Origin of the sequence: Chitinophaga sp. MM2321 (genome assembly GCF_964033635.1) — a bacterium.
Lineage (GTDB): Bacteria > Bacteroidota > Bacteroidia > Chitinophagales > Chitinophagaceae > Chitinophaga.
Map to the genome: position 1 here is coordinate 3,695,600 of NZ_OZ035533.1, position 26,242 is coordinate 3,721,841.

The window sequence follows — 26,242 nt, forward strand, 5'->3', positions numbered from 1 at the left end:
AAAAAATATCTTAAAATATTTTGATAATTATGCAGAACGTGGGAATATTGAGGCTCGAACCGCAAATACCGAATTGTGCAAATATAAAATTTAATACCATGGAGAAACGTATTGCTGAATCTGAATTCATCCTCAACAGCCGCGGCGCCGTGTATCACCTGGATGTAAGACCCGAAGAACTCGCACATACCATTATCACGGTGGGCGACCCCGATCGTGTACAAAATGTCAGCAAGCATTTTGACAAAATAGAACACACCTTTCAACACCGCGAATTTGTAACCCATACCGGCTATATCGGCAATAAACGCCTCTCTGTTGTGTCTACCGGTATCGGCACAGATAATATAGATATTGTACTCAACGAACTGGATGCCCTGGTAAATATCGATTTCGAAACCAGGTTTATCAAACCCGAACTCACTTCCCTGCAGATCATCCGCCTGGGCACTTCCGGCGCTTTACAGGAAAGTATCCCGGTAGATGGCTTCGTGGTGTCTTCTCATGGCCTGGGCCTCGATAACCTCATGCCCTATTACGTTTTTGAGAACACGCCCGAAGAAAAACAAATGCTGGAAGCCTTCCGCGGACAGGTATTCATGCAGCCCGGTGGGGCCGCCCCCTGCCTGTTTGCAGCCGCTGAAAGCCTGCAACAGCATTTCAAAGATGGTTTTCATACAGGCATCACCGTTACCTGTCCAGGCTTCTATGCCCCACAGGGCCGTGCATTACGTGGCGCCTTGTCTAACCCAAACCTGATAGATAATCTTACCGGCTTCTCCTACGAAGGACACCGCATCACCAACTTCGAGATGGAAACCTCCGGTATCTATGGCCTGGGCCGCGTATTAGGCCACCAATGCCTGTCGGTAAGCGCCATTGTGGCCAACCGCATCCGCCAGGAATTCAGTAAGGATGGCGCCGCCGCCGTAGAAGCACTGATCAGAAAAGGGCTGGAAATTATTGCCGGTATATAGAAATCCGCAATTCGTAATTCGCAATATATCTTTCTATCTTTGCAATCTATGCAGCAAATTCACTTTTATAAATATCAGGGCACCGGCAATGATTTTGTGATCATGGATAACCGGGAGGGGCAGTACGACTGGCTTACAAGCGAGCAGGTTAATGAGCTGTGCGACCGTCGCTTCGGCATCGGCGCCGATGGTCTTATGCTCCTCAACAAAAGCGAGGATTACGACTTTGCCATGAAATATTATAATGCCGACGGCAAGGAAGGCACCATGTGCGGCAATGGCGGCAGATGCCTCGTGGCATTTGCACATAAAATGGGTGTAGGCGATGGCAACCTCTACTTTATTGCGGTAGATGGCGAGCATGAAGCCAGCCTGGATGGCGACAAATGGGTAAACCTGAAAATGCAGGATGTAAACTTTGTAGAACACGGCCCCCTCTACTATTACCTGAACACAGGCTCTCCCCACTTTGTTAAATTTGTGGAAGATGTACAGGCAGTAGATGTATTTAACGAAGGCCGGCAGATCCGCTACAATGAACGTTTTGCTGCTGAAGGTACCAACGTGAATTTTGTGCAGCCATTTGAAAACGGCATCTTTGTACGCACTTATGAAAGAGGTGTGGAAGATGAAACCTACTCGTGTGGCACCGGTGTAACCGCCGCTGCACTTACATTCGCAGGCAAAGAAGAAAAAGAATACATTGTGCCTGTTCAAACATTAGGCGGTCAGCTGGAAGTACGTTTCACCAAAACAGGAGAACGTGAATTCGACAATATCTGGCTCTGTGGCCCGGCTACACTGGTGTTTGAAGGACAGATAAATATCGGCTAAAAATTATACCCCCATCGTTACCTGATGATCCAATACTTCAAGAATATAGACTCAAAAACAGTGGCTATCCAGGCTCCTGAAAACGGTGCCTGGATAAACATTACCCCACCACTGAAACAGAGTGAATTTGAACAGTTGTCTGAAGACCTTGACATCCCGCTCGACTTCCTCACCGACTCACTGGATATGGATGAGAAATCCAGGTACGAGTTGGAAGATAATGTGAAGCTCATCGTCCTCAAAACCCCTACTGAGAACAATTCCATCAACGAAAGTGACGCCTTCTACATCACCATTCCGATCGTAATTATTCTCACCCACAACCAGATTATAACCGTCAACTCCTTCGATAACGCCGCCATCAAAAGATTCCTCGATACTTTTCATAACCGCTCGCCTGAAAAAAGGAATATGATGGTGCTGAAAATATTCGAAAAAGTGGTGGTCAACTTCCTGGATCATCTGAAAGAAATTAACCAGCGCAGGAACCTGCTGGAAGCCAAACTATACGACTCCAACAGAAACGAGGAACTCCTCGCCATCATGCGGATACAAAAAAGCCTCGTATATTTTGTAACAGCCCTCCGCAGTAATGAACTGTTGCTCATGAAACTGGAACGTACCAATTTCCTGGGCCTCAACGAAGATGAAAAAGAATTCCTGCATGACCTCATCGTAGATACCTCACAGGCCCTGGAAATGGCCAATATCTACACCAACATCCTGAGCAGCACCATGGATGCTTTCGCCAGCATCATTTCCAACAACCTGAACGTGGTGATGAAACGCCTTACCTCCATCACCATCATACTTTCCTTTCCCATGCTGGTAGCCAGTATTTACGGTATGAACGTAGATATCCCCTATCAGCACACCATGCACGCATTTTATATCCCCGTTATCCTCTCCATCGTTATATCAGTGATCATCAGCTGGTATTTTATGAAGAAGAAATGGTTTTAAAATAATTCCATATATTACTGACCAATTCCTCCTGACCCGGGAAGATGCTACCTATATTATTATCTCTATGCTGAATCGTGCATCTCATGTTGCAATATTGATACTGATATTGCTGTTGCTTTCCCCGATACTGTCTTTTGCCCAGAAAGAAGGAAATGTTTGGTATTTCGGAGTGAGAGGAGGCCTAGATTTTAATACCCTCCCACCTAGAGTATTGACTGACGGGAAAATCGAGACACGGGAAGGTGTGGCAACAGTATCTGATGCAAATGGAAATCTGTTATTCTATACCTCCGGTAAAATTGTCTATAATGCTTCGCATACTGTAATGCCCAATGGTGACAATTTGTTGGGTAATCCATCTAGTAATCAGTCAGCTATTGCGGTCCCATATCCGGGTAATCCAGGTAAATATTTTCTCTTTACTACCTCCGTGGAGCATGGCATGTACTATTCATTGATCGACATGAGTCTTGATGAAGGGAAAGGAGATATAGTAACGGCTTCTAAAAACATTCTTCTACTTACTGAGAATTACAGCACCGAAAGCCTTGTTGCAACAAAGCATTGTAACAATATGGATTTATGGGTAATCACGCATACGAAATATGACAACAAATTTCATGTTTATCCTATTACAAGCGCAGGTGTTGGCCAAGCCCAGGAATATGCTATTGGAAGTGTAGTCAGTAACGATGGTTGGGAAATGAGTGGCGTAATAAAACTTTCGCCAGACAGTAAAAAACTGGCACATACATTTGGTAACGTACTTCTTGATGGCACTGCCAATACTGAAGTACTTAGTTTTGATAATAGCACGGGAGCCATTAACGGCCCTATAACGGTTTTGGGAGACATCAATATGCCGTATGGAGCAGAATTCTCTCCTGATGGCAACATGTTGTATATTAGTACCAATAGCGGGAAAAGCATATTTCAATATAATATGAATGAACCTGATATTAATGCCTCCCGATATCCGGTTATAGAAAGTAGTAACTTACGTTTCGGGGCTCTCCAGTTGGCAATTGATGGAAAAATATACGCTAGTGCAGAAAATGGTTATGATATACCTTATTCTTATATCGGAATAATAAATAACCCCAATATCTACGGAGGTGAGTGTAATTATGTGCAAGATGCGATAAATCTCTCTCCTGGCGGCGCATTAATGGGCCTCCCTACCCTAATGGCCAGCTATTTTTATAATCCGGAAATTTTTCTTGTTAAAGATACCTGTTTCGGATCTGCTACCTCATTCAGTGTTTCAAACACCACTGGTATAACCTCCGTAAGTTGGAGTTTCGGGGATGGAAGTAGTTCATCCAGCTTTAACCCATCGCACACCTATGCTGCATCCGGCCCTTACAATGTAACCTTAGCGGTAAGTGGTCCATGCTATACGGCTACATTCAGCCGGGATGTTTATATCATGGAACCAGATCAGGTAAGCGAAGAAAAATACATCTGTACCGGCAGCGACTATACGTTACCTGATGGTCGAATAGTTAATACTCCAGGCGACTATATTAGCACACTAAAAAATATCCATGGATGCGACAGCATCATCACTACAAAACTGGTAACAGTAGAGCCATATAACGGCAGTGAGGAAGTTGAAATATGCACCGGCAGCTCCTACACACTACCAGACGGCCGTACCATAAGTGTCGCTGGCACATATACTTCCACTTTCCTCACCTGGCAAAAGTGCGACAGCATTATTACTACTACGCTAAGAGTAGTGCAGGACTACCATATTACGGAAAAAGCAACCATCTGTGCCGGACAAGATTTCACATTACCTAATGGTAAGGTTGTGAACGTAACAGGCACCTACACCTCTTCGCTTCTCAGCGTTGGTGGCTGTGACAGTATCATTACTACCATCCTGAAAGAAGCACCTTCCTATATTTCGAATGATCAACAGGAAATATGTAGCGGTGAAACATACACATTACAAGATGGTACTCAAATCACGCAAACCGGTAATTATACTGTAAAATATATCACCTACCTGGGTTGTGACAGTATTTTCAATACGCACGTGCAAGTCAACCACTCTCCCATTATAGACTTGGGTGCCGATACCTGTCTGTTCAACAACAAGCCTATAATCGTCTCTCCTGGTCCGGGGTTCAACAGCTATCGCTGGCAAAACGGTGCTACAACCTCCATCTTTACAATTTATCAGCCGGGGATATATTGGGTCGAGGTTTCAAATGACTGCGGTACCAGTAGGGATGTGATCCAGACATCAGTCTGTTCTCCCGATATCTTTGTCCCGAATGCCTTTACGCCCAATGGAGATGGTTTGAATGATATTTTCCGTATTGTAAATTATCATGGGCAGCAACTGCAGGACTTCAGCATATTCAATCGCTGGGGAGAATTGATTTACCATACTACTAACCCCGCTGCAGGATGGAATGGCACTTACAGAAATGTGCCACAGCCTATAGGCAGTTATGTGTACATGATCCGTTATCTTAACATGGATGGCATACAGCGACTTTTAAAAGGTACGATTACTCTCACACGCTAGGCTTTTCATTTTATCTTTTATATTTACACCCGGTTTCCGTAAATAATAATTTGTATGCAAACAGGATTCAATGTAAGAGTATACGGCATCATGATCAATGATCAGAAACAGGTGCTCGTAACGGATGAGTATATCCGTGGCGGATATTATACCAAATTCCCCGGCGGTGGCCTCGAATTCGGAGAAGGTACACTGGAATGCATGATCCGGGAGTGGCAGGAAGAACTGGGCCAGGAAATCAAAGTAGTGGAACATATCTATACCACTGACTTCTTTCAGATCTCTGCCTTTGATAATGAAACACAGATCATTTCCATTTATTACTTCGTAACGCCATTATCGCCATTCACTGCAAAGACCATCAGCAAACCGTTTGATTTTACAGTCCCTGAAGGAGTATCGGAAGTAGAGCATCCCCGCTGGATTAACTGGGAAGACTTTTCTGCGGCTACTGTTACTTTACCGATTGATAAAGTAGTAGCGGATATGGTTAAAGAGAGATATAAATAATATTACTCGTTGGCCACCACTTCTTCAAACGGATGCTCTTTGCCCATCGCTTCAGCTTTCATTTTAGCAGCTGTTTCATGTCCCAGGTAACGCACAATCCGGTGTTCAATAAAGTAGATCAGCGGGGTTAACGCTACCGCCACTACGAATTTATAGCTGTAATTTACCATACAGATGGCCAATACCCGCTGCCAACTCCAGTCTTTACCTATTTTGAAGGCGATGAACAATACGATAAAACTATCCACCAGCTGCGATACAATCGTAGACCCGGTAGCTCTCAGCCATACGTGTTTCTCACCGGTACGTCTTTTAATCTTGTGAAATACCGTCACATCCACAATCTGGCTAACGAGAAAAGCGGTCAGGCTACCCAGGATGATCCACATGCCTTGTCCGAAAATACCCACAAACGCCTTTTGCATATCCGGTATCCCTTCAGTGGCGCTGCTTCCCAGCCACCAGCTATCGGCTGGTACATTCATGGCTACCATGAACATAATAAAGGCATAGGAGATCAAAGCCACCGCTATATAAGAAATACGGCGAACCGCCTTCGGTCCGAAAAATTCATTGACGATATCCGTCATCACAAATTCCAGCGGCCATAGTAATACACCTGCGGTAAGCGTATAGGCGAGTCCTTTTTCGCCAAAGAGGGTAAAGGTATGTACAGGAAGGCCCAGTAATTGTTCCAGTGAAAAGAGTTTCCCGCCAATACATTCTGCAATCAGCGCATTGGCCACGAAAAAGCTGGTGAAGATAACGAAAAGCTTTGTGGGCTTGTCGTTTAAGAGATTCTTTCCCATTAATAGTTAACTATAAGTTGAAATATTAAGATAGTAACGTTAAACAAATATAACCATGGAGGTAAAGGTTTCCAGCTTATTTTTTTCAGCAACAACAAAATACCCGTCAATATACATACGGTCAGATTCACCGGAAAGGCCACCCCCATTCCTAATACAAGCACGTGATTGATCACTACATCCCAGGAGTGATCATAAGCTGTAATGCGCAACAATTCACCAATAAGAAAGCACAGGTTGCATATAAATGCAAATTTTAACACAAATCGAATCCAGCGCATATTGAAATTTCGGATAAATTACAGTTATTTTTGTTTCTTTAAAACTAAATCCAAAATATCCGATGAAGCAAAACTGGCTAAAAGCCATTCTTCCACATCTGGCAGCAATTGGCATCTTCATATTGCTGGCAACGGTTTACTGCTCTCCTGTACTGGAAGGCAAAATGGTGAACCAGAGCGACATGATGAACGTGAAAGGAATGGCTAAAGAGGCGAAGGACTTTTATGAAGCAACTGGTGAACACCCTTTATGGTCCAACAGCATGTTTTCCGGAATGCCCACCTATGTGGTGTATACCGGCCCCGGCGCCAATAAGCTGGCATTTGTAAACAAGGTGGTCACCCTTTTCCTGCCAGACCCTATCAATATGTTATTCCTGGCCATGCTATCTATGTATCTGCTGGCCTGTATCCTCGATTTTAAATACTGGATCCGGATCATCAGCGCCGTCGCTTTTGCTTTCTGTTCCTATAACGTTATACTGATAGATGTAGGACATGTTACCAAAATGTACGACATCGCGCTGATGCCTGCCGTACTGGCCGGTATCATCCTCACCTACCGGGGAAAACTAATCAGTGGCGCCGCATTAACAGCACTGGCCACCGGTTTGCTGGTATACAACAACCACCTGCAGATCATCTATTATACACTCATCATGGTGCTCTGTCTTGCTGTAGGCGCGTTTGTACACGCTTTCAAATCCGGAACACTGCCACAGTTTTTCAAAGCATCGGTTGTACTGGTTGTTGCCGGCATCCTTGCCGTACTCCCCGCCATGGACAGTCTGCTCATTACCCGCGAATACACGGATTACACCATGCGCGGTAGTAAATCGGAACTGACCCTCGATCAGGGTGATATCACACAAAAAAAATCTACCGGCCTGGAAATAGGCTACGCCTACGACTGGAGCTATGGCACCATGGAATCATTTACCATGCTGATTCCTGGCTTTGCAGGTAACTCCTCCGGCGAAAAGCTGGGTACCGGCTCTCATGTATATGAACAAATGATCAGCATGGGCGCACAACCTATGCAGGCGGAACAGTTCCTGGAACAAATGAAGTTCCCGCTGTACTACGGTGCACAAGCCAAAGGCACTTCCGGCCCCGTATATGTAGGTGCTATTATCTGTTTCCTTTTCGTACTGGCATTACTGTTAGTTACCAGCTGGCATAAATGGTGGTTGGTAGCTATTACCATTATCGGCTTTATTCTGGCCTGGGGTAAGAACCTCGCCTTTATCAACGACTTCCTCTTTTATCACCTGCCATTATACAATAAGTTCAGGGCGCCGGCACAGGCGTTGGTCCTACCTTCGCTGACCTTCGTCATCCTCGCCTGCTGGGGCTTACAGGAAGTAGTAAATGGCAAGCACAAGAAAGATGAATTGCTCCATAAACTTAAAAACGCCGTATACATTACCGGTGGACTCATACTCATAGTAGGTATTGGCGGCAGCATGTTCTTCAATTTCAGCGGTCACAGCGATGCAGCTATGCAGCAATACTTTGGCCGGATGATGGGTGGAGACGAAAACGGCAGCCTCCTGATTCGTGCACTGGAAAAAGATCGCAGCAGCCTGTTGCTGAAAGACAGCATCCGCTCGCTCGTGTTCGTCGCAATTGCCGCCGGCGCTCTCTGGGCCTTTATCCAGGACAAACTGAAATGGCAGCCACTGGCCATTATCCTGGCCGCTGCAGTGACCATCGACCTGGTACAGGTAGACAGGAATTACCTGGGCAAAGACAGCTTTGTAGATGAATCTATTTTCATGACACAACTGTCGCCTTCACCAGCCGACCTGCAAATCAAACAGGACCCGGACCCTTACTACCGCGTATTCAACCTTGCTACCTCTCCGTTTGATGATGCGTCTCCTTCTTACTTCCATAAGAACATCGGTGGTTACAGTCCCGCTAAATTATGGATCTACCAGGATCTCATCTCTCATCAGATCAGCAAAAACAATATGCAGGTATTGAATATGCTGAACACCAAATATTTTATTGTACCTGATCAGAAAACCGGTCAGCCGGTAGCCCAGCGCAACCCCGACGCCAACGGCAATGCATGGTTCGTCAGTGATATCGTATGGGCCCCCGATGCCAATACAGAAATGAAAACACTGGATTATCTCAATACAAAAGATTCCGCTGTTATTGACAAACGTTTTGAAAAAGAACTGGGTAGCAACTTCAAACCAGGTAAGGATAGCAATGCCGTTATCAAACTCACCAAATACGGTTTGAACAGCCTGGAATATACTTCCAGCAACAGTCAGGAAGGTTTAGGCGTTTTCTCGGAAATCTATTATCCTGCCGGATGGAATGCCTACATCGATGGTAAGCCAACCAACATCATACGGGTAGACTATGCCCTGCGTGGTGTTAAAATACCTGCCGGTCAGCATAAAATTGACTTGAAATTTGAGCCCACCACCTTCTATAAAGGACAGCAGATCTCTGGTATATCTTCTACCATCCTACTAATCCTGGTGATCGCTTCATTTATATGGGAAATAGTGCTGTGCAGGAAAAGAAAAGAGGGAGGGATTTAGTTAAACCGGCCCCCTCCCGGCCTCCCCCGAAGGGGGAGGAGAAAGAAGACGAGGGCTTATTTTGATCTTAAATTTACAAGCATTTTACGGATAATACGGGAGTACCTTATGTGACCAGATGATATAATATTATCTACTTGCAATTAGATAGCCACCTAAAAGACGAAAATAAGCCCTTGTCTTCTTTCTCCTCCCCCTTCGGGGGAGGCCGGGAGGGGGCCGGTTTAATACTTTTTCGAGAAGATATATCTCATGCCTATGAAAAGGTGGTGTGCAAAGTTGGGGATGTGGCCATAGTAGCGGCTTAATATTTTATATCTTTCTTTCCAGGCCAGTTGCTGTCGTTGTTTGGAAGTACCTCCTACCCTGAATTTAGCTACTACAAGATGGGTATTACATATTTTACGGGATGCTTTCAGCGAGCGGATCATCCAGTCTATATCCGCGCACACCTTGTATTGCAGGTCATACAACGGGCTTAAAGTACGCCGGATAATGTACGCCTGATGGGATACTACCATTCCGTGTTTCAGGCTTTTCCAGGTGAGTTGTTCCGGCACTTGATGAGGTGTTTGTACAGAACGCAAGCCCAGCTCAGCCCCATTTTCATCGATAAACATTGCTTCTCCGTAATACACATCCGCATCGGTACAGGCAGACAACATCTTTTCAATAACGTTGTTATTTGTCAGCGTATCATCTGCATTCAGAAATAACAAATATTCACCGGTGGCCAGCTGCATGCCTTTGTTCATGGCATCGTACAGTCCTTTGTCTTTTTCAGATACAACGGTGGCGATGTGGGAACGGTATTGCGCCACCACTTCCAAGGTATTGTCTTTGGAGGCGCCGTCTATAATAATATATTCAATATGCGGATAGGTTTGCGCCAACACACTCTGTATGGTGCTTTCTATAAACCTGCCGGCATTATAACAAACCGTTATGATGCTGACTACCGGAGATGAGCGTTTATCCGTCACTGTTAGTTCTTTAAAAGTTGTTGATCACTTTTACCACCTGCGCTATATCTTCTTTGGTATGACAGTATGAGCAGGGCAGGCTAAGCGTTGTACGGTGAATTTCTTCCGAGATAGGATACGAATTTCCATCGATAATTCCTTCCATCGCTTTTTGCTGATGCGGTGGTAATGGATAATGAATATCTGTTTTCACCCCGTTGTCCAGCAGGTATTTTTTGAGTGCATCCCTGCGCTCGTGGCGGATATTATAGATATGATATACATCAAAATAATCCGGATGGACAACCGGTTTGATGAAATCACTTTTAAGACCTTCCTGATAGATAGCCGCCAGTTGCCGCTTATGTTGGGTGATCTGCGCCAGGTATTTAAACTTTACCAGGAGAAAAGCCGCCTGCACTTCATCCAGCCGGGAGTTCACTCCTACTACTTCATTATAGTATTTTACATCAGAGCCATAGTTGCGTAAACGGCGCATGGCGGTGGCCAATGTATCGTCATTACACAATACGGCACCGGCATCACCCAAAGCCCCCAGGTTCTTGGTAGGATAAAAGCTGAAGGCACCAAACTCTCCGAAAGTACCGGTAAGCTGCCCTTTAAAGGAGGCCGCATGCGATTGCGCGCAGTCTTCTATCAGTACCAGCTGATGTTTTTCTTTAATAGCTGTTATCTTATCCATCTCACAACTCTTGCCATACAGGTGTACCACCATGATGGCTTTGGTACGTGGCGTAATAGCTGCTTCGATCTTTTCAGGATCAATATTATAGGTGTGAATGTCCGGTTCTACCAGCACGGGTTTCAGGCCGCACTGCGCAATAGATAGAATAGTGGCGATATAGGTATTTGAAGGCACAATCACTTCATCTCCCGGTGCGAAGTTAAAAGCACGCAGACTGAGTGTTAAGGCATCCAGGCCGTTGGCCAGTCCTACGCAATGTTTGCTGCCATGATACTGTGCATAGGCCGTTTCAAATTCCTTTACTTTATTACCCAGAATATACCAGCCGCCTTCCAGCGTTTCCGCAAAGGCTGTTTTAAATTCCTCAAAAAATGGTTTGTTCAGCAACCCAAGGTTTTCGTAATCTATCATACTGCTATTATCAGTTATCGTAGGGTTCAAAAATATAGTCTGCCGCATCAAAAGGTGTAGACGCCATTACCAGCAACACAGCATCCGGTGTAAAGTGATGCATTGTATGCCAGTCCTGGGGTTCCAGGATAAGACATTTATTAGGATGATCCATTACAAAATCTGTCTGCTCTCCTTTTCCGTTATTATTGGATACAATACAACTGCCATGTACACAGATAGCCGCCTGCACCGTTTTATGATGACGATGGCCACCACGCACAGAATCATCCACCCCGTAGATATAAAAGATCCTTTTTATTTCAAACGGAATCTGCTTTTCTATCACAGTCAGATTTCCTCTTTTATCACTATGCGTTGTTAAATTAATGATATAAGCCATAATGTATTTTTTGATTTTGGAATTTTGGAATTTAGTTATTTAAAATGCAACGGAGATTTTTGCGATTTTCTCCGCTGCATTTTAAATAACTAAATTCCAAAATTCCAAAATCCGTAAATATTTATTGTAAGGGGTACACGTGGTACACTCCTCTCAGCTTTCGCCATATCGTCACCAGCATGGCTTTCAGCCCAGCGGGCCTGGGCCTTGCCCCATGCGGATCAAACGAATCATCTATTGCGCCGATTTGCCGCTTACTGGTTGCCAATGCGCTTATATACGGTTTGTAGAATAGTTCTTTTACAGCCGGTGTTATAATGCGTCTGCCCAGTTCGATGGTATTATCTGTAAAATATTTCAGGTAATGAAAATGATAGAACACGGGGTCAAATTCTTTGCCACTACTTATTTCGCGGCAACGAAGCTTCCCGTTCAGTTCAAAAACAGTATACTGCTGGATATTCCACAGGGCTAATCCGCCACCCAGGTTTTCCATCACCCACACATTCGTAAAGCGGGTGGTCCAGTCATCCAGGTATTTCTGATCGCCGAATTTGCCATCTTCATGACGGTCGTAACACCAGTCCAGGCAGGCATCCCGCCACCATTGCAATGCTTCCATACCCCAACGGTTGTTACGGAAGGTGATATACTGCACACAATACTTTCCACTCAGCTTACTCTTGTCATACATCGGCGTATAACGGTGTTCTGTGATCATCACCGCATGATTACCCATTTCATCCATCAACACATTCGGATCATTATAAAAATAAAGGTCCGCGTCGATATAGGTACAATGAGGAAGTTTGAATTGCTGGATACAATAAAGAATGGTGGAAGAGGAGCAGGTCCAGCAATATTCCGCCCGGCTTCGTGTAGGCTTCACCTTTAGTAAGGCAGGATCTTCAAATTCAGCCAGGGAGATAACCGTCATATTAGGCAACTCCATCTTTTTCAGCACCTGTAAACACTTGTCATCAAAAGCAAAAACGTACAGATGGAAAGTATTGCAAACCGCTGCCAGCGATTCATACATAGCCAGTCCGCGTGAAAGGTAATTGCTGTCAAACAGTGTGCAATAATATAATGTAGTATCTATTTCCTTCATAGTTTAATAAAGATGGTTAGTTACTGGTCCTTCGCTTTTCGGATCAATACAATGTTATCCAGGTACAGATCCTCATTGGAAGGGGTAATCATACCGATCAATGAGCCAAGCACATTATTCGGGAACATGATACAGATAGTAGTGAAAATACGCAGGAAGCGGTATTTCACTGTTTTCTTATATAAATAACCATTCAACAATACGGTTAACACCCGCAGGTCGGCCACCGATTTACGCTGTTCTATCATCTCAAAACCGGCTTTTTCCAGCAGGCTTTTAAGACCGAAAGAAGAATAACGCGCATAATCATAGGGCTGTTCATGTTCATCCCAGGCAAAAGGTACCGTAATAATGGCCTTGCCGCCCGATTTCAGCACCCGGTTGATCTGTTGCAGAAATTCATCCGGATTAAAAACATGTTCCAGCACCTGGTTGCACAACACCGCGTCAAAAGTATGATTTTCAAACGGGAAACGGGTTCCATCATAAAATACGTCTACATCCTTCTTCTCCCGGTTGTAGGTGGTATCAATTTCAAGCCCTGTATAAGCGTCTACTGTAAACAGTTTCCGGTAAGGCTTGGTACCACAGCCTACATCCAGCAGGCGGCCCGATAGCTGCGGCGCTAATTTGGCCACTTCTTTGTAAAGACCGCGGCGTGCGATATAAAACGGGTTGATCACCAGTCCGAGCGGACCGGGATTAAACGTTTCTTTTAAGAGTAACTGCTGGAAAAATCCCATTTTAAATATTCTCGGTTTCTAATATAACTTCTTTACGGAACCAGCCTGGCATGATGCTTCCCAGGCCATCTATTATCTTATAGCCTACCGGTACATAGAGGGTACGCGTAATACGCATGCCACCGGTGTGCGCCAGCAATTCCCCAAAATCACGGATGGATAACTGGTGAATATGCCCGGTATTATACCATTGATAGCCAAACAGCATGGGCTTGGGCATACGACCGTATAACAACAGGTCAAGACGGTTTCGAAAGTAAGCAAAATTAGGAAACGATATGATCTGTTTCCGGGAAATACGCTTCATCTCTGCCAGCAGCTGTTCGGGGTACATCACCATCTGTATGGTTACATTACATACCGCCACATCAAATTCACCATCTGCATAAGGCAGCTTTTCATCGATCCGCCCTTCTCTTACAGAGAGCCCTCTCTTTACGGCTACCTGTACACCGGAGGGCGACAACTCCACCCCTTCACAGGTACAGCCTTTTTCTGCGATCATCATTTCCATCAGCGCCCCGTTGCCACAGGCCAGGTCTATCACTTTGCTGCCGGGGGCCAGCAGGCTTGTTATCGCCACATATTCCACTCTTTTTTCTGAAGGAAAATCTTCGTAGTTGTAGTTCCTGTTATCGTTACGCATAGTATTGTTATACCGGCTATTTCCGCTTTAGAGTTTTCACTATTTTTTGAAATACGCCGGTTTTGATAGACCGGAAGTAATCCGCAAAGGCGGCAGTGGCCTGTTCACTGGCTACTACCGGCAGCTTTTGCAGCCGCACCGGCTCCGTAGCCAGCGTCACTTCAAAATGAGGAGCATCCGCCTTATCCATGTGGGTACCGGAAGCATCTGCCCCGATATTCTGTACCAGCGATTGCGCCGGATATAAAGTAACCATATTTTTCAAAAAGGTGGAAGCATTCCACCGGATAGCCCAGGAGTCATTCTTTCCACTGATCTGCTTACGCAGCATCTTCATAAAATCGTAGGTATTATTAAAGTTGAAGGCGCTGCCTTCGCCTTTCAGTCGCAACGTATCATACAGTTTTTGCCCATCAGGCTCAAACTGTTTCCAGGCGCGGCTCCAGGTGGCCCAGCCCCAGCAGTCGGCTCCCCGGATGAAAAAAGTGGCAGGTAATGTTTCTTTTAGTGGATACACATAACCATGTATGGAAGCCACTTGCGGCTCATCTTTATACATCTCCAATGCCGCATTCATGTATTGCAAAAAAAAGGGGGATACTACCAGGTCATCTTCCAGTACAATCACCTGTTCATGTTTTTCCAATACTTCTGTAACAGCAGTAATGACTGATTTCGCCAATCCATAATTTCCAACCCGCTCCATAATATGCACCTTTCCGCACCAGTTATGGCTACGGATAATTGCGCGGGTAGCTTCAATCTGCGTCAGGTCCTCTTCCGCTGCACTGTCTTTAGGACCATCAGCAAAAACAAATAATTCGCTGTCAGTTGCCTCCGGATTGGCTGCCAGACTTTCCAGCACCCGACGGGTCTGATCCGGCCGCTTATAGGCCATAAGTATGATGGGTGCCAGTTTCGCCATTGCTTTTATTTAAATTTTCCCGTTCCCAAACCTTTTCCAATAGGATATATTCCTTCCACTTCAACACCAGGTAATGCAGCCCATTTCTCCAGGATAGCAAACTCCCCGTCACGGAAAGAGTCATCCAGGAACCACACGGCGCCTGGATTTGCCAGTTGTTGTAGTACCGGAACCGTATTATACCGGCTATTATCAGCGCCATTGGGTCCGTCTACTACCAGCCAGTCAAATTTCGTCATACCTGGCAACGCTTCCACGCCACCCTGTAAATGAAAATCATACCCCTTTGCAGGGTCGCTGACCGGAACATAGTAGATCTGCACGCCTTTCTCCAGTCCCAGTTCTTTCAACCGGGCATTTAATCTGTCTTGTTCCTTTTCATCCTGCTCAAATGATAACAGGATCCCATCCGGGCGATGCAGCGAAAAATATTTGGCAAACATCACTGTACTCACGCCACAGCCACATTCCGCAATCACGCGCGGGCGCTCTGCCACCAAACGTTGCCAGAGTAAGGTCATGGATTCAGCATCCAGTGTCCAGGAGCCCAGCGTAACGCCATCGTACAAGCCCTTTAGTTCGGGCACGGGAATATCCGCTCCGGCTGTTTTAAGGACACGATAGGAAGGTGTTAAGATATGGTGCTTGCTGGAAAAACGCTTCAAACCGTCGCGCTTCTCTCTCCAGTATGCCAGTGAATAAGGCTTAATGCCTGATTTCTGCAGTTTACTGTTCGCCAGTGCTACATAATTCCTGATGATAAAGTCTATAAGCATATTAAATAAGGTGCATTAGCCCATTACAAAATAAATTCATAATTGGCAGAACTGCAAAAACTATAATAAATAGTTCGCAACTGTTGTACATTAATTGGTAGGTGCTAATATAAATACGTGCCAAACATAATCTTTCTATATTTGCACATTACAAAAAAGTTCAATGGGGATCGTCCGTAAACAAAGCTTTTATTCATCCATATTAATATACATCGGGTTTGCCTTCGGCGCGCTCAACCTGGTGTTGTTGATGCCCAAAATCTTTACCCAGGAACAAATCGGTCTTACACGGGTGTTGATAGATGTGGCCACCCTCATGGGTACCGTCGCTTCTTTAGGGGCCATCCCGGTGATCAATAAATTCTTTCCTTTTTACGATGACTACCTCACCCCGAAAAAAAATGACCTCCCCAAGCTGACGCTGATCATCGCTATTCTGGGATATCTCCTGTTTGTACTGTTCACCTTTATTTTTAAAGACCTGATCATACGGAAGTACAATACCAACTCTCCCTTATTCATTCAGTATTTCTATGCCATCTATCCACTTACCTTTTTCATATTGGTATTTGGCTTGCTGGAAGCTTTCGCCTGGGGGATGCAAAAAACCATTGCGTCCAACTTCATGAAAGAAGGCGTTATCCGTATAGCCTCCACCGTCATATTGCTGGTATTTGCCTTTACTGATATCAGCTTCACACAATATATCAACTTCTTCAGTTTACCATATGCTATCAGCGCCGTAGCGTTGTTTATAGTGCTCAGAAGAACCGGCCATCTCAATTTTGCAGCCGGTGTCAGCAAGGTAACCAGCCGCCTGGGCAAACGTATGCTCGTTTTCAGCAGCTATGTATTCTCGTCCAACGTGTTTACCCTGATACGTAAAACCAACGATGTACTCATTATCTCCAGCCTGCACGGACTGGAACAGGCCGGACTTTTCTCTTACGCCACTTTTGTGGTAGGTTTTATCGAGGTGCCGCAACGCAGCATGTACGCCATCACTACTCCTATCCTGGCAAGTGCCTGGAAAAACAAAGACCTGGCTAAAATAAAGGAGATGTACACCAAAAGTTCCATCACGCTGTCTATTGTGGGCATGGGCATTTTTGGTGCGATATGGTTGTCACATAATAACCTGGTGCTTTACCTGGGGCCGGATTGGCAGGCAATATCACAAATCGTCCTCATCCTGGGTATCGCTAAAATGATTGACCTCGTAACAGGTATCAACAACCAGATCATTCAAACATCCAACTTCTGGCGTTTCGACTTTGTATGTAATATCCTGCTGGTCATCTTATCGGTGGTGCTCAACTACATCATGCAAAAGCGCATTGGTACTATCGGCGCGGCTTACGCCGACCTGATCACCGTACTCCTCTACAACCTGGTGCGCTATCTCTTCATCCTGATAAAATTCAGGATGCAGCCCCTCAGCTTCAAAACCCTGTGGGCGTTGCTACTGGGCATAGGTGGTATCCTGCTGGTAATGCAGATCCCGTTTGTGTTAAATATGTATGTAGATACGATCGTACGCACGGTGGCATACGTAGCCATCTTCGGTACTGCCGTTATACAGACCCGTTTATCTGAAGATGTAAATAATATGTGGGAGACGATGAAAGCGAAGATCATCAGGTAAACAATGGCTTATAACCTGCCACCACCTGCATAATACTTCTTCCAGTAGGTTTCTTTTAAATCACTGATCATTACACCTGAGCTAACAGAGGCGTGTACGAATTTATCATTTTCAAGATAGATGCCTACATGTGATATACGTTTGTGATGAATTTTGAAAAATACCAGGTCTCCTTCGCGCAGGTCGCGGGTACTGAGTCTTTTCACCTGGTTGTACAACTGTACCGAGTTGCCGGCAAGGCTCAGTTGAAATACGCTGTTTACAAGTGTGTTCACAAAGCCGGAGCAGTCGATACCATCCCTGGTTTTGCCACCCAAACGGTAAGGAGTCCCCCACCATTCTTCAATAAAACTATATAAACGGTGGTTCAGCACATCTTCTACGGGCACATCCAGCAGTTGTGCATATTTAAACTGCCAGCCCTGCGCATTCTCCAGGTTGGCGCTGCTCTGCGTTATATTTTTGCTGATGCTGACATCTTTACTATTAAAAGAAGTATGGTTGCGGACGCGATTATTTGTACGGATACCATCTATAAACTCCACCTGGCCAGTATTTTCAGCTGCCGGCGTAGTTTTCACGGTGGAATTTTTTTTAAGCGTAGAGCAGGAACTAAGTGACAATGCACATACCGATAATTTCACTAATAGATGTCCCTTTATCCTGATCATAAGCCTGGTTAAATTTTCTAAATTTTCGCTAAAATACAAATATATAGGGATTTACGAATTTACGAATTTACGAATTTTGAGATTTTGGGAATTTAGATAGAAGCGAAGAGCAAAGCGAAGGTTATTTAATTAACTCAGTAGATCTTCGCTTCTATCTAAATTCCCAAAATCTCAAAATTCGTAAATTCGTAAATTCGTAAATCCCCAAATGATCCCTACTTTTGTCGCTATGATCTTTTCTCACTTACACGTACATACACAATATTCATTACTGGATGGTGCAGCTGATATCAAATCGTTGTACAAAAAAGCCATGTCATCTAATCAGCCGGCATTAGCTATAACAGACCATGGTAATATGTTTGGTGCATTCCAGTTTGTGGCAGAGGCGTATAATAATAAACTGAATCCCGGCGATCCGAAAGATAAAAGGCTGAAAGTAAAACCAATTGTTGGTTGTGAATTTTATGTAGTAGAAAACCGCCATAAACGGGCTTTTACCAGGGAAGAAAAAGATATCCGTTATCACCAGGTATTACTGGCAAAAGATGATGAAGGTTACCGCAACCTGATCAAACTTTGTTCCCTGGGTTATATGGAAGGACTTTACGGAAAATATCCGCGTATAGATAAAGAACTCGTTTTACAATACCATAAAGGATTGATCGCTACCACCTGTTGCCTCGGTGCATCTGTTCCCAAAACCATTTTGCGTAAGGGAGAAGATGAAGGCGAAAAGGAATTTAAATGGTGGCTGGATATTTTCGGAGATGATTTCTATGTGGAATTACAACGCCACGGTATTCCGGAACAGGACCAGGTAAACGTTGTACTGCTGCGCTTTGCGGCCAAATATAATGTCAAGGTCATTGCCTCCAACGACTCCCACTATGTGGATCAGGCGGATGCCAACGCACATGACATCCTGCTCTGTATCAACACCGGCGAAAAGAAAAGCACGCCTACCAATAAAGAATTTTCGGATGATGATGTGTCAATGAAGAACCGGCGTTTCGCTTTTTACAACGACCAGTTCTATTTCAAGACCACGGAGGAAATGACCAAATTGTTTCATGACCTTCCGCAAGCCATCGACAATACCAACGAAATCGTGGACAAGGTGCAGCTGCTGGACCTGAAACGCGATATCCTGTTGCCCAACTTCCCTATTCCGAAAGAATTTATTACACAGGACCAGTACCTGCGGCACCTCACTTATGAAGGCGCCCGCACCAGGTATACGGAAATGACCGCCGATGTTGAAGAACGGATCAACTTTGAGTTGCAGGTAATCGAAAACATGGGGTTTGCCGGTTACTTCCTCATCGTAGCCGACTTTATCAAAGCCGGCCGGGACCTCGGTGTATTCATAGGCCCCGGACGTGGGTCTGCTGCCGGTTCTGCGGTAGCCTACTGCGTAGGTATCACCAATATTGACCCGATTAAATATAATCTGCTGTTTGAGCGTTTCCTCAACCCGGATCGTAAGAGCATGCCCGATATTGATACGGACTTCGATGATGAAGGCCGTCAGAAAGTTATTGACTACGTAGTACAGAAATATGGCCGTAACCAGGTAGCACAGATCATCACCTATGGTACCATGGCGGCTAAAATGAGTATCAAGGACGTGGCCCGTGTAATGGATCTGCCCCTGATAGAATCCAACATACTCGCTAAACTGGTACCGGACAAACCCGGCATCCAGCTGGCCCGTATCTTCAACGCCCCCCTGGATGGCGATAAAAGCCTGTCAGAAAAAGAAGGATTGGCCGGAGAAGATCTTGAAAACGTAAAGAAGCTCCGCGAATTGATCAAGGGAGATGATCTACAGGGAGAAGTACTGAGAGAAGCCTGCGTACTGGAAGGTTCCGTAAGAAATACCGGTATCCACGCAGCAGGTATCATCATCGCTCCGCAGGACCTCTATAACCTGATCCCCGTATCTACCGCCAAAGACTCCGACCTGCTGGTCACCCAGTTTGAAGGCAGTATCATTGAATCAGCCGGCGTTATCAAGATGGACTTCCTGGGGCTGAAAACCCTCACCATCATCAAAGGGGCGCTGGAACTAATCCGTATGAATCACGGGGTGGAAATCGAAATCGATAATATCCCGCTGGACGATGCACTGACCTATGAGCTGTACCAGAAAGGCGAAACAAACGCCACGTTCCAGTTCGAGTCGCCCGGTATGCAGAAGTATCTCCGTGAACTGAAACCGGATAGATTTGATGACCTTATTGCGATGAACGCCCTGTATCGTCCAGGTCCGCTGGAGTACATCCCGTTATTTATCCGCCGTAAACACGGACTGGAGCCGGTTACCTACGATATCGCCGCCATGGAGGAATACCTGAAAGATACCTACGGTATCACGGTATACCAGGAACAGGTGATGTTGCTCAGCCAGAAACTGGCCAACTTCTCCCGTGGTGATGCGGATATCCTCCGTAAAGCAATGGGTAAAAAGCAGATTGCGGTACTGAATAAGATGAAGTCGCAATTTATGGAAGGTTGCGCCGCCAATGGCCACGACCCCAAAGTATGCGAAAAGGTGTGGACAGACTGGGAAGCATTCGCCTCCTATGCGTTCAATAAGTCGCACTCCACCTGTTATGCTTTCGTAGCCTATCAAACCGCTTACCTCAAAGCCCACTACCCTTCTGAATATATGGCGGCAGTACTTAACTGCGCCAGCAATATAGAAAAGATCACCTTCTTCATGGAAGAATCCAAACGCATGGGCCTCGATGTATTACCGCCCGATGTGAATGAATCTTTCAAAGGCTTTGCGGTCAATAAACAAGGCCAGGTACGTTTTGGCTTTGGTGGCCTCAAAGGTGTTGGCGAAGCCGCCATCGAAAACCTGCTGGAAGAAAGAAAAAAAGATGGTCCCTTCAAAAATATCTTCGACTTTATCAAACGCGTTAACCAACGCGCGGTCAATAAAAAATCGATTGAAGCCCTCGTCATGTCAGGCGCTTTCGACTGCTTCCCGGAATTCCACCGGGCACAATACTTCCATAAACCGGAAGGTGAAAACATGACTGGTCTTGACAGAATCGTGAAGTTCGGACAGCAGGTCACTGCGGGCTCTTCCAATATCGGCAGCCTCTTTGGCGACGACGATATGCCGGATGTAGAGCCGCCAAAGATCCCCACCTGCGATCAATGGCCGCTGATCATGAAGCTGAATAATGAAAAAGATGTAACCGGTATCTACATCTCCGGTCATCCGCTGGATGACTACCGCTTCGAAATGAAGTATTACAACATGAACACGGTGCAGGAACTGGTGGAATACCAGGCAGAAATTGCCATGCCCGGTGGAAACGGCGGACGCTCGCGGGAACGCAACTTCAGGCTGGCGGTATATATCACTAATGCACAGGAAAGGATCTCTCGTAATAACCGTCAGTTTGGCGTAATGACGATAGAAGATTACACCGGTAAGTTCGAATTTGCGCTGTGGAGTGAAGACTTCATCCGCTTTGCCCCTTACCTCAAACCGGGATTATGTCTCTTCATCAACGGCGGCTTCAAATCCAAGCGTTTCAACGATAACGAATATGAGTTCAAGGTGAGCAGCATCCAGCTCCTCCAGGAAGTAAAGAAAACACACACCAAACAGGTGTTTCTGGCAACAGCGCCAAAGCTCCTCAACCGTGATACAGTGGACTTCCTGGTAGATAATATGGCCCGCTTCCCGGGCAACAGTGTACTACATGTACAGCTGGTGGATCATGATGATCAGCTCCAGGTTAAATTGCATACATTTAATAAGAAACTGGAGATGAATGACGAGTTGGCGCAATTCCTGCATAAACAGCCGGATATTGATGTTTATATAGAGACAATCAATAAGTAAGATGCCAAAAATGCAGTAATTTGCACTCGGATCAGGATTTGCTACTATAAGGCATAATCAACGATCAAAAACAATCATTAATAAAACATTTAAATCATAATATATTATGGCTTTAGAATTCACTGACTCGAACTTTGAAACGGAAGTCTTGAACTCCGATAAATTAACAGTAATCGATTTTTGGGCGGAATGGTGTGGCCCTTGTCGTGCTATCGGTCCGGTAATCGAAGAACTGTCTAAAGATTACGCAGGTAAAGTAAACATCGGAAAAGTAAACGTGGATCAGAATCCGCAGTTATCCGTTAATTACGGTATCACCAGCATCCCGGCTATCCTCTTCGTGAAAGGTGGTCAGGTGGTTGACAAACAAGTAGGTGCCGTGCCTAAATCCGTACTTGATAAGAAAATACAGGCCAACCTGTAATCAATATAAAAGTTTAGGAAAAAGCCTTCCCTTCCGGGAGGGCTTTTTTTATGCCCCACAATTCGAAATTCGTAATTTAATTTCCCCACCGTATCTTACATATCTGTTATCCGGAAAACCATCTGATCAAAATCAAATCATACCGTCTTTGCGTTATAGAGCTATTGTCCTCCTTGCCTTTTTATATTGCTTGCCGGCGATAGCCCAGCGCAAGTGTGGCACCGCCACTGCCCTGCAACAACGGGTTATTGAACATCCGCCACTACAACAGCTGATTCAGAACAATGAAAACAGGATGATACAGGGGCAACGTCGGCAGCAGCAATTACGGATCATGGCGGATGCCCTTCCGCAAACAGTCAGTATTCCGGTAGTAGTACACGTGGTGCTGGACGACACCGCTGCTGTAACCGATGCACAGATACTATCCCAGCTGGCTGTACTTAACAACGACTATTCCGCTACAAATACTGACCTCTCCGGCGTACCGGGCGTATGGCAGTCGCTTATCGGCAATACAAGGATCAATTTCTGCCTGGCACAGAGAACGCCCGCCAATGAGCCCACCAACGGTATTATACGTGTAAAAACCCCGCAGGGTCAAAGCTTTGCTATTTATAACGGCAGCCCCGACGTAAAATATAATGCTACCGGCGGCTCCGATGCCTGGGATACTAAAGAATACCTGAACATCTGGGTAACACGTCTTTCCGGTAATTATCTTGGCGTAGCCGCTCCTCCAGGTACGGGCTATCCGGTGGAACAGGAAGGTGTAGTGATCCATTATACCGCTTTTGGAACAACCGGTAGCGTGGGCAAGGTGTACAACCTTGGCCGTACCAGTACCCATGAGGTAGGTCATTATTTTGGATTAAGACATATATGGGGAGATGACAGCGGCGGATGTTCCCAGGACGATGGCATCGATGATACGCCCTTGCAGGGAGATAATACCTACGGATGCCCCACTTTTCCGGAAGTCGATAACTGTACCACTACAGTACCCGGTATTATGTTCATGAACTACATGGATTACACCGATGATGCCTGTATGCACTTTTTTACAGCGGGACAGGTAAGCCGCATGCGCTACGTGCTGGAAAATACCATTGCCTCCCTGTTAAATTCAGATGGCTGTACGCCTGTAACGCTCCCTGGAGAAGATGCGGCACTGACAACCATCTCCGGCGCTGCCGGCAAGCTCTGCGACAACCGTATCCTGCCGGTCGTTACCCTGCGAAACAGAGGCGCTAATGCGCTCACCACTACCGGCATCAATTACCAGCTGAATAATGGCGACATCATAACCTATCAATGGAATGGCAACCTGGGCAGCCTCCGGGAAACAACCGTGAGCCTTCCCGCAACCAACGTTCCTATCGGGTTGTATACCCTGAAAGCCTGGACACAATTGCCCAATGGGAAAACAGATCCTCATACAGATAATGATTCCGTGAGCAGCCGCTTTCACTTTGATGCGGAGATGAGCCTGCCTTTTGAAGAGGGCTTTGAAAACGATTCCTTCCCCCCACCGGGTTGGGACCTCTACAACCCCGACCGCAGCTTCACCTGGGAGCGTAGCCGGGATGTGGGTAAAGGCAGCAATGCTTCCACGCTGATACGTAACCTCGGCTATAATGTCAATGACCAGACCGACGACCTGATTACGCCTGTCCTTGATCCGCAGGGTCATGACTCCGTATTCCTGTTCTTCGATGTGGCGGCAGCCGTTTATTCCAATCCGGCTTCCAGCGGCAACGCCTGGGATACGCTGAAGGTTTTGGTAACCACTGATTGTCACCAAACGGGAGAAACAGCCTACACCAAATGGGGACCAAACCTTATTACACACCCGGGTGCGCTCACTACAGAGTTCGTTCCAACGGCTACAGAATGGCGACGTGATTCGGTGGATTTAACCGCGCTTATACATAAAGTAAAATTTCAAGTAGCATTCAGAAACATATCAAATTCAGAAAATAATATTTATATTGATAATATAAAAATAGTAACGAAAGATATCAACCCTGATCTACGCAAAGCAGGGGTGCTTGTCAACCCCAACCCGACAAATGGCGTAGTATGGGTGACATTTTACGAGATTCCGGAAGACCTTCAGCAGGTTGCCATTTACAACGCAGCCGGACAGTTCATTGTATCGCAACCCGCCAGTGCCATCAACCGCAGCAATCGGATGACCTTTAATTTGGTAAATGAACCAAATGGTGTTTATTTTGTAAAATTAATTTACAGGAACAGGGCCAACACCATTAAATTAATGAAAGTAAGATGACGACGATGAGACAAGATTATCCGGCTGTTCAAACGCTCCTTCAGCAGGCCGCACTGGACACTTCACTGAAGAGTATTGCAGAAAAGATCCTCCGCCAGGAAAGAATTACGCCCGAAGATGGGCTGACTTTATTCGAAAAAGGCGATATCGGCTTTTTAGGTGCTTTAGCCAATCATGTGCGGGAGCGGATGCATGGCGACAAGACTTACTTTAACCGCAACTTTCATATCGAGCCTACCAACGTTTGCATTTTCACCTGTAACTTCTGCTCCTATTCCCGTTTGTATAAAAACCGGGAAGATGGCTGGGAACTGAGCATCGAGCAAATGATGGACATCGTGAAAAGCTACGATGCACAACCCGTTACAGAAGTACACATTGTAGGCGGCGTGCATCCTAAAATGCAGCTCGATTTCTTCGTAGACCTGATCAAACAAATAAAAGCACATCGCCCGGAACTCCATGTGAAAGGATTCACAGCAGTGGAACTGGATTATATGTTCCGCAAAGCGAAAGTAAGCGTGGAAGAAGGCATGCGCATCCTCAACGAAGCCGGTCTGCAATCCATGCCCGGCGGCGGCGCTGAAATATTCGACGCAGAGGTACGCGCCAAAATATGCCACGATAAAGTAGATGCAGACGGATGGCTGGCCATTCACAAAGCAGCGCATAACCGCGGCATGACCACCAACGCCACTATGCTGTATGGTCATATCGAAACATACGCCCACCGCATTGATCATATGGAACGCCTCCGGCAACTCCAGGATGAAACACATGGCTTCAACACTTTCATACCGCTGAAATTCCGCAACAAAGGCAATGATATGTCCCACATTCCGGAAAGCACCATCGTGGAAGACCTGAAACTATATGCCATTGCGCGTCTCTATATGGACAACTTCTCCCACCTGAAAGCCTACTGGCCCATGCTTGGAAGGAATACGGCCCAACTCACCCTCTCCTTTGGCGTAAATGACCTGGATGGTACCATCGATGATACCACCAAAATTTACTCCATGGCTGGTGCGGAAGAACAGAACCCTTCCATGAACACGGCACAACTGGCCATGCTGATTAAACAGGCAGGCAGAAAACCGGTGGAAAGGGATACCGTTTACAACGAAATAAAAGATTATTCTGAAGTTGTTTTTTCAGATGAAGAACTCCTGACCAAATAGCAGCTGTATCTT

Annotated in this window: 21 protein-coding genes; 11 read left to right on the forward strand and 10 right to left on the reverse strand. The window is 45.7% G+C overall.

Going from position 1 to position 26,242, the window contains the following annotated elements:
* The first annotated feature begins 98 nt into the window (after positions 1–98).
* The 5 genes from ABQ275_RS14325 (at position 99) to ABQ275_RS14345 (ending at position 5,829) form a co-directional block, all read left to right on the forward strand.
* Positions 99–977: a nucleoside phosphorylase gene (locus ABQ275_RS14325; protein WP_349313824.1), complete on the forward strand. Its 879-nt coding sequence runs from the start codon at positions 99–101 to the stop codon at positions 975–977.
* Between the two features lie 48 nt (positions 978–1,025).
* The gene (dapF, locus tag ABQ275_RS14330) at positions 1,026–1,811 is read left to right on the forward strand and encodes a diaminopimelate epimerase (RefSeq protein ID WP_349313825.1); all 786 of its coding nucleotides are present in this window, start codon (positions 1,026–1,028) and stop codon (positions 1,809–1,811) included.
* 24 nt (positions 1,812–1,835) lie between these two features.
* Complete coding sequence (locus tag ABQ275_RS14335) at positions 1,836–2,774, forward strand: magnesium transporter CorA family protein (RefSeq protein WP_349313826.1); 939 nt, start codon at positions 1,836–1,838, stop codon at positions 2,772–2,774.
* Positions 2,775–2,841: 67 nt separating this feature from the next.
* The gene (locus ABQ275_RS14340; protein WP_349313827.1) at positions 2,842–5,319 is read left to right on the forward strand and encodes a gliding motility-associated C-terminal domain-containing protein; all 2,478 of its coding nucleotides are present in this window, start codon (positions 2,842–2,844) and stop codon (positions 5,317–5,319) included.
* A gap of 54 nt (positions 5,320–5,373) precedes the next feature.
* Positions 5,374–5,829: an NUDIX domain-containing protein gene (locus tag ABQ275_RS14345; protein WP_349313828.1), complete on the forward strand. Its 456-nt coding sequence runs from the start codon at positions 5,374–5,376 to the stop codon at positions 5,827–5,829.
* A gap of 2 nt (positions 5,830–5,831) precedes the next feature.
* Here the strand turns inward: ABQ275_RS14345 and ABQ275_RS14350 are convergent, their stop codons facing one another.
* Complete coding sequence (locus ABQ275_RS14350) at positions 5,832–6,638, reverse strand: queuosine precursor transporter (RefSeq protein ID WP_349313829.1); 807 nt, start codon at positions 6,636–6,638, stop codon at positions 5,832–5,834.
* A 343-nt stretch (positions 6,639–6,981) separates the two neighbouring features.
* Here ABQ275_RS14350 and ABQ275_RS14355 point away from each other — a divergent pair, with 343 nt between their 5' ends.
* Positions 6,982–9,483 carry a YfhO family protein gene (locus ABQ275_RS14355; RefSeq protein WP_349313830.1) on the forward strand — a complete coding sequence of 834 codons (2,502 nt, stop codon included), beginning with the start codon at positions 6,982–6,984 and terminating at the stop codon, positions 9,481–9,483.
* Positions 9,484–9,707: 224 nt separating this feature from the next.
* On the opposite strand, the gene ABQ275_RS14360 is transcribed toward ABQ275_RS14355, so the two are convergent.
* The 8 genes from ABQ275_RS14360 to ABQ275_RS14395 all read right to left on the reverse strand — a co-directional run bounded on the left by ABQ275_RS14360 (position 9,708) and on the right by ABQ275_RS14395 (position 16,145).
* Positions 9,708–10,466 carry a glycosyltransferase family 2 protein gene (locus ABQ275_RS14360; protein ID WP_349313831.1) on the reverse strand — a complete coding sequence of 253 codons (759 nt, stop codon included), beginning with the start codon at positions 10,464–10,466 and terminating at the stop codon, positions 9,708–9,710.
* Between the two features lie 10 nt (positions 10,467–10,476).
* Positions 10,477–11,562 carry a DegT/DnrJ/EryC1/StrS family aminotransferase gene (locus ABQ275_RS14365; protein WP_349313832.1) on the reverse strand — a complete coding sequence of 362 codons (1,086 nt, stop codon included), beginning with the start codon at positions 11,560–11,562 and terminating at the stop codon, positions 10,477–10,479.
* 10 nt (positions 11,563–11,572) lie between these two features.
* Positions 11,573–11,944: an FdtA/QdtA family cupin domain-containing protein gene (locus tag ABQ275_RS14370; protein WP_349313833.1), complete on the reverse strand. Its 372-nt coding sequence runs from the start codon at positions 11,942–11,944 to the stop codon at positions 11,573–11,575.
* 121 nt (positions 11,945–12,065) lie between these two features.
* Positions 12,066–13,055: a hypothetical protein gene (locus ABQ275_RS14375; protein WP_349313834.1), complete on the reverse strand. Its 990-nt coding sequence runs from the start codon at positions 13,053–13,055 to the stop codon at positions 12,066–12,068.
* 20 nt (positions 13,056–13,075) lie between these two features.
* Complete coding sequence (locus ABQ275_RS14380) at positions 13,076–13,798, reverse strand: class I SAM-dependent methyltransferase (RefSeq protein WP_349313835.1); 723 nt, start codon at positions 13,796–13,798, stop codon at positions 13,076–13,078.
* A 1-nt stretch (position 13,799) separates the two neighbouring features.
* A complete protein-coding gene (locus ABQ275_RS14385; RefSeq protein WP_349313836.1) occupies positions 13,800–14,444 on the reverse strand; it encodes a methionine biosynthesis protein MetW in 645 nt (214 codons plus the stop codon).
* A 16-nt stretch (positions 14,445–14,460) separates the two neighbouring features.
* Entirely contained in the window at positions 14,461–15,369 is a 909-nt protein-coding gene (locus tag ABQ275_RS14390; protein WP_349313837.1) for a glycosyltransferase, read from the reverse strand.
* Positions 15,370–15,374: 5 nt separating this feature from the next.
* Positions 15,375–16,145: a class I SAM-dependent methyltransferase gene (locus tag ABQ275_RS14395; protein WP_349313838.1), complete on the reverse strand. Its 771-nt coding sequence runs from the start codon at positions 16,143–16,145 to the stop codon at positions 15,375–15,377.
* Positions 16,146–16,308: 163 nt separating this feature from the next.
* Between ABQ275_RS14395 and ABQ275_RS14400 the strand changes: the two genes are divergently transcribed.
* Positions 16,309–17,790: a polysaccharide biosynthesis C-terminal domain-containing protein gene (locus tag ABQ275_RS14400; protein WP_349313839.1), complete on the forward strand. Its 1,482-nt coding sequence runs from the start codon at positions 16,309–16,311 to the stop codon at positions 17,788–17,790.
* An 8-nt stretch (positions 17,791–17,798) separates the two neighbouring features.
* Here the strand turns inward: ABQ275_RS14400 and ABQ275_RS14405 are convergent, their stop codons facing one another.
* Positions 17,799–18,371 carry a C40 family peptidase gene (locus tag ABQ275_RS14405; RefSeq protein WP_349313840.1) on the reverse strand — a complete coding sequence of 191 codons (573 nt, stop codon included), beginning with the start codon at positions 18,369–18,371 and terminating at the stop codon, positions 17,799–17,801.
* A gap of 298 nt (positions 18,372–18,669) precedes the next feature.
* On the opposite strand from ABQ275_RS14405, the gene dnaE reads away from it, so the two are divergent.
* The 4 genes from dnaE to mqnE all read left to right on the forward strand — a co-directional run bounded on the left by dnaE (position 18,670) and on the right by mqnE (position 26,230).
* Positions 18,670–22,332, forward strand: coding sequence for a DNA polymerase III subunit alpha (gene dnaE, locus ABQ275_RS14410; protein ID WP_349313841.1), 3,663 nt, complete (start codon positions 18,670–18,672; stop codon positions 22,330–22,332).
* A gap of 106 nt (positions 22,333–22,438) precedes the next feature.
* Entirely contained in the window at positions 22,439–22,756 is a 318-nt protein-coding gene (gene trxA, locus ABQ275_RS14415) for a thioredoxin (RefSeq protein WP_349313842.1), read from the forward strand.
* A 148-nt stretch (positions 22,757–22,904) separates the two neighbouring features.
* Positions 22,905–25,049 carry a M43 family zinc metalloprotease gene (locus tag ABQ275_RS14420; RefSeq protein ID WP_349313843.1) on the forward strand — a complete coding sequence of 715 codons (2,145 nt, stop codon included), beginning with the start codon at positions 22,905–22,907 and terminating at the stop codon, positions 25,047–25,049.
* A 5-nt stretch (positions 25,050–25,054) separates the two neighbouring features.
* Positions 25,055–26,230, forward strand: a complete 1,176-nt coding sequence (mqnE, locus tag ABQ275_RS14425) for an aminofutalosine synthase MqnE (protein WP_349313844.1) — start codon at positions 25,055–25,057, stop codon at positions 26,228–26,230.
* Positions 26,231–26,242: the final 12 nt, after the last annotated feature.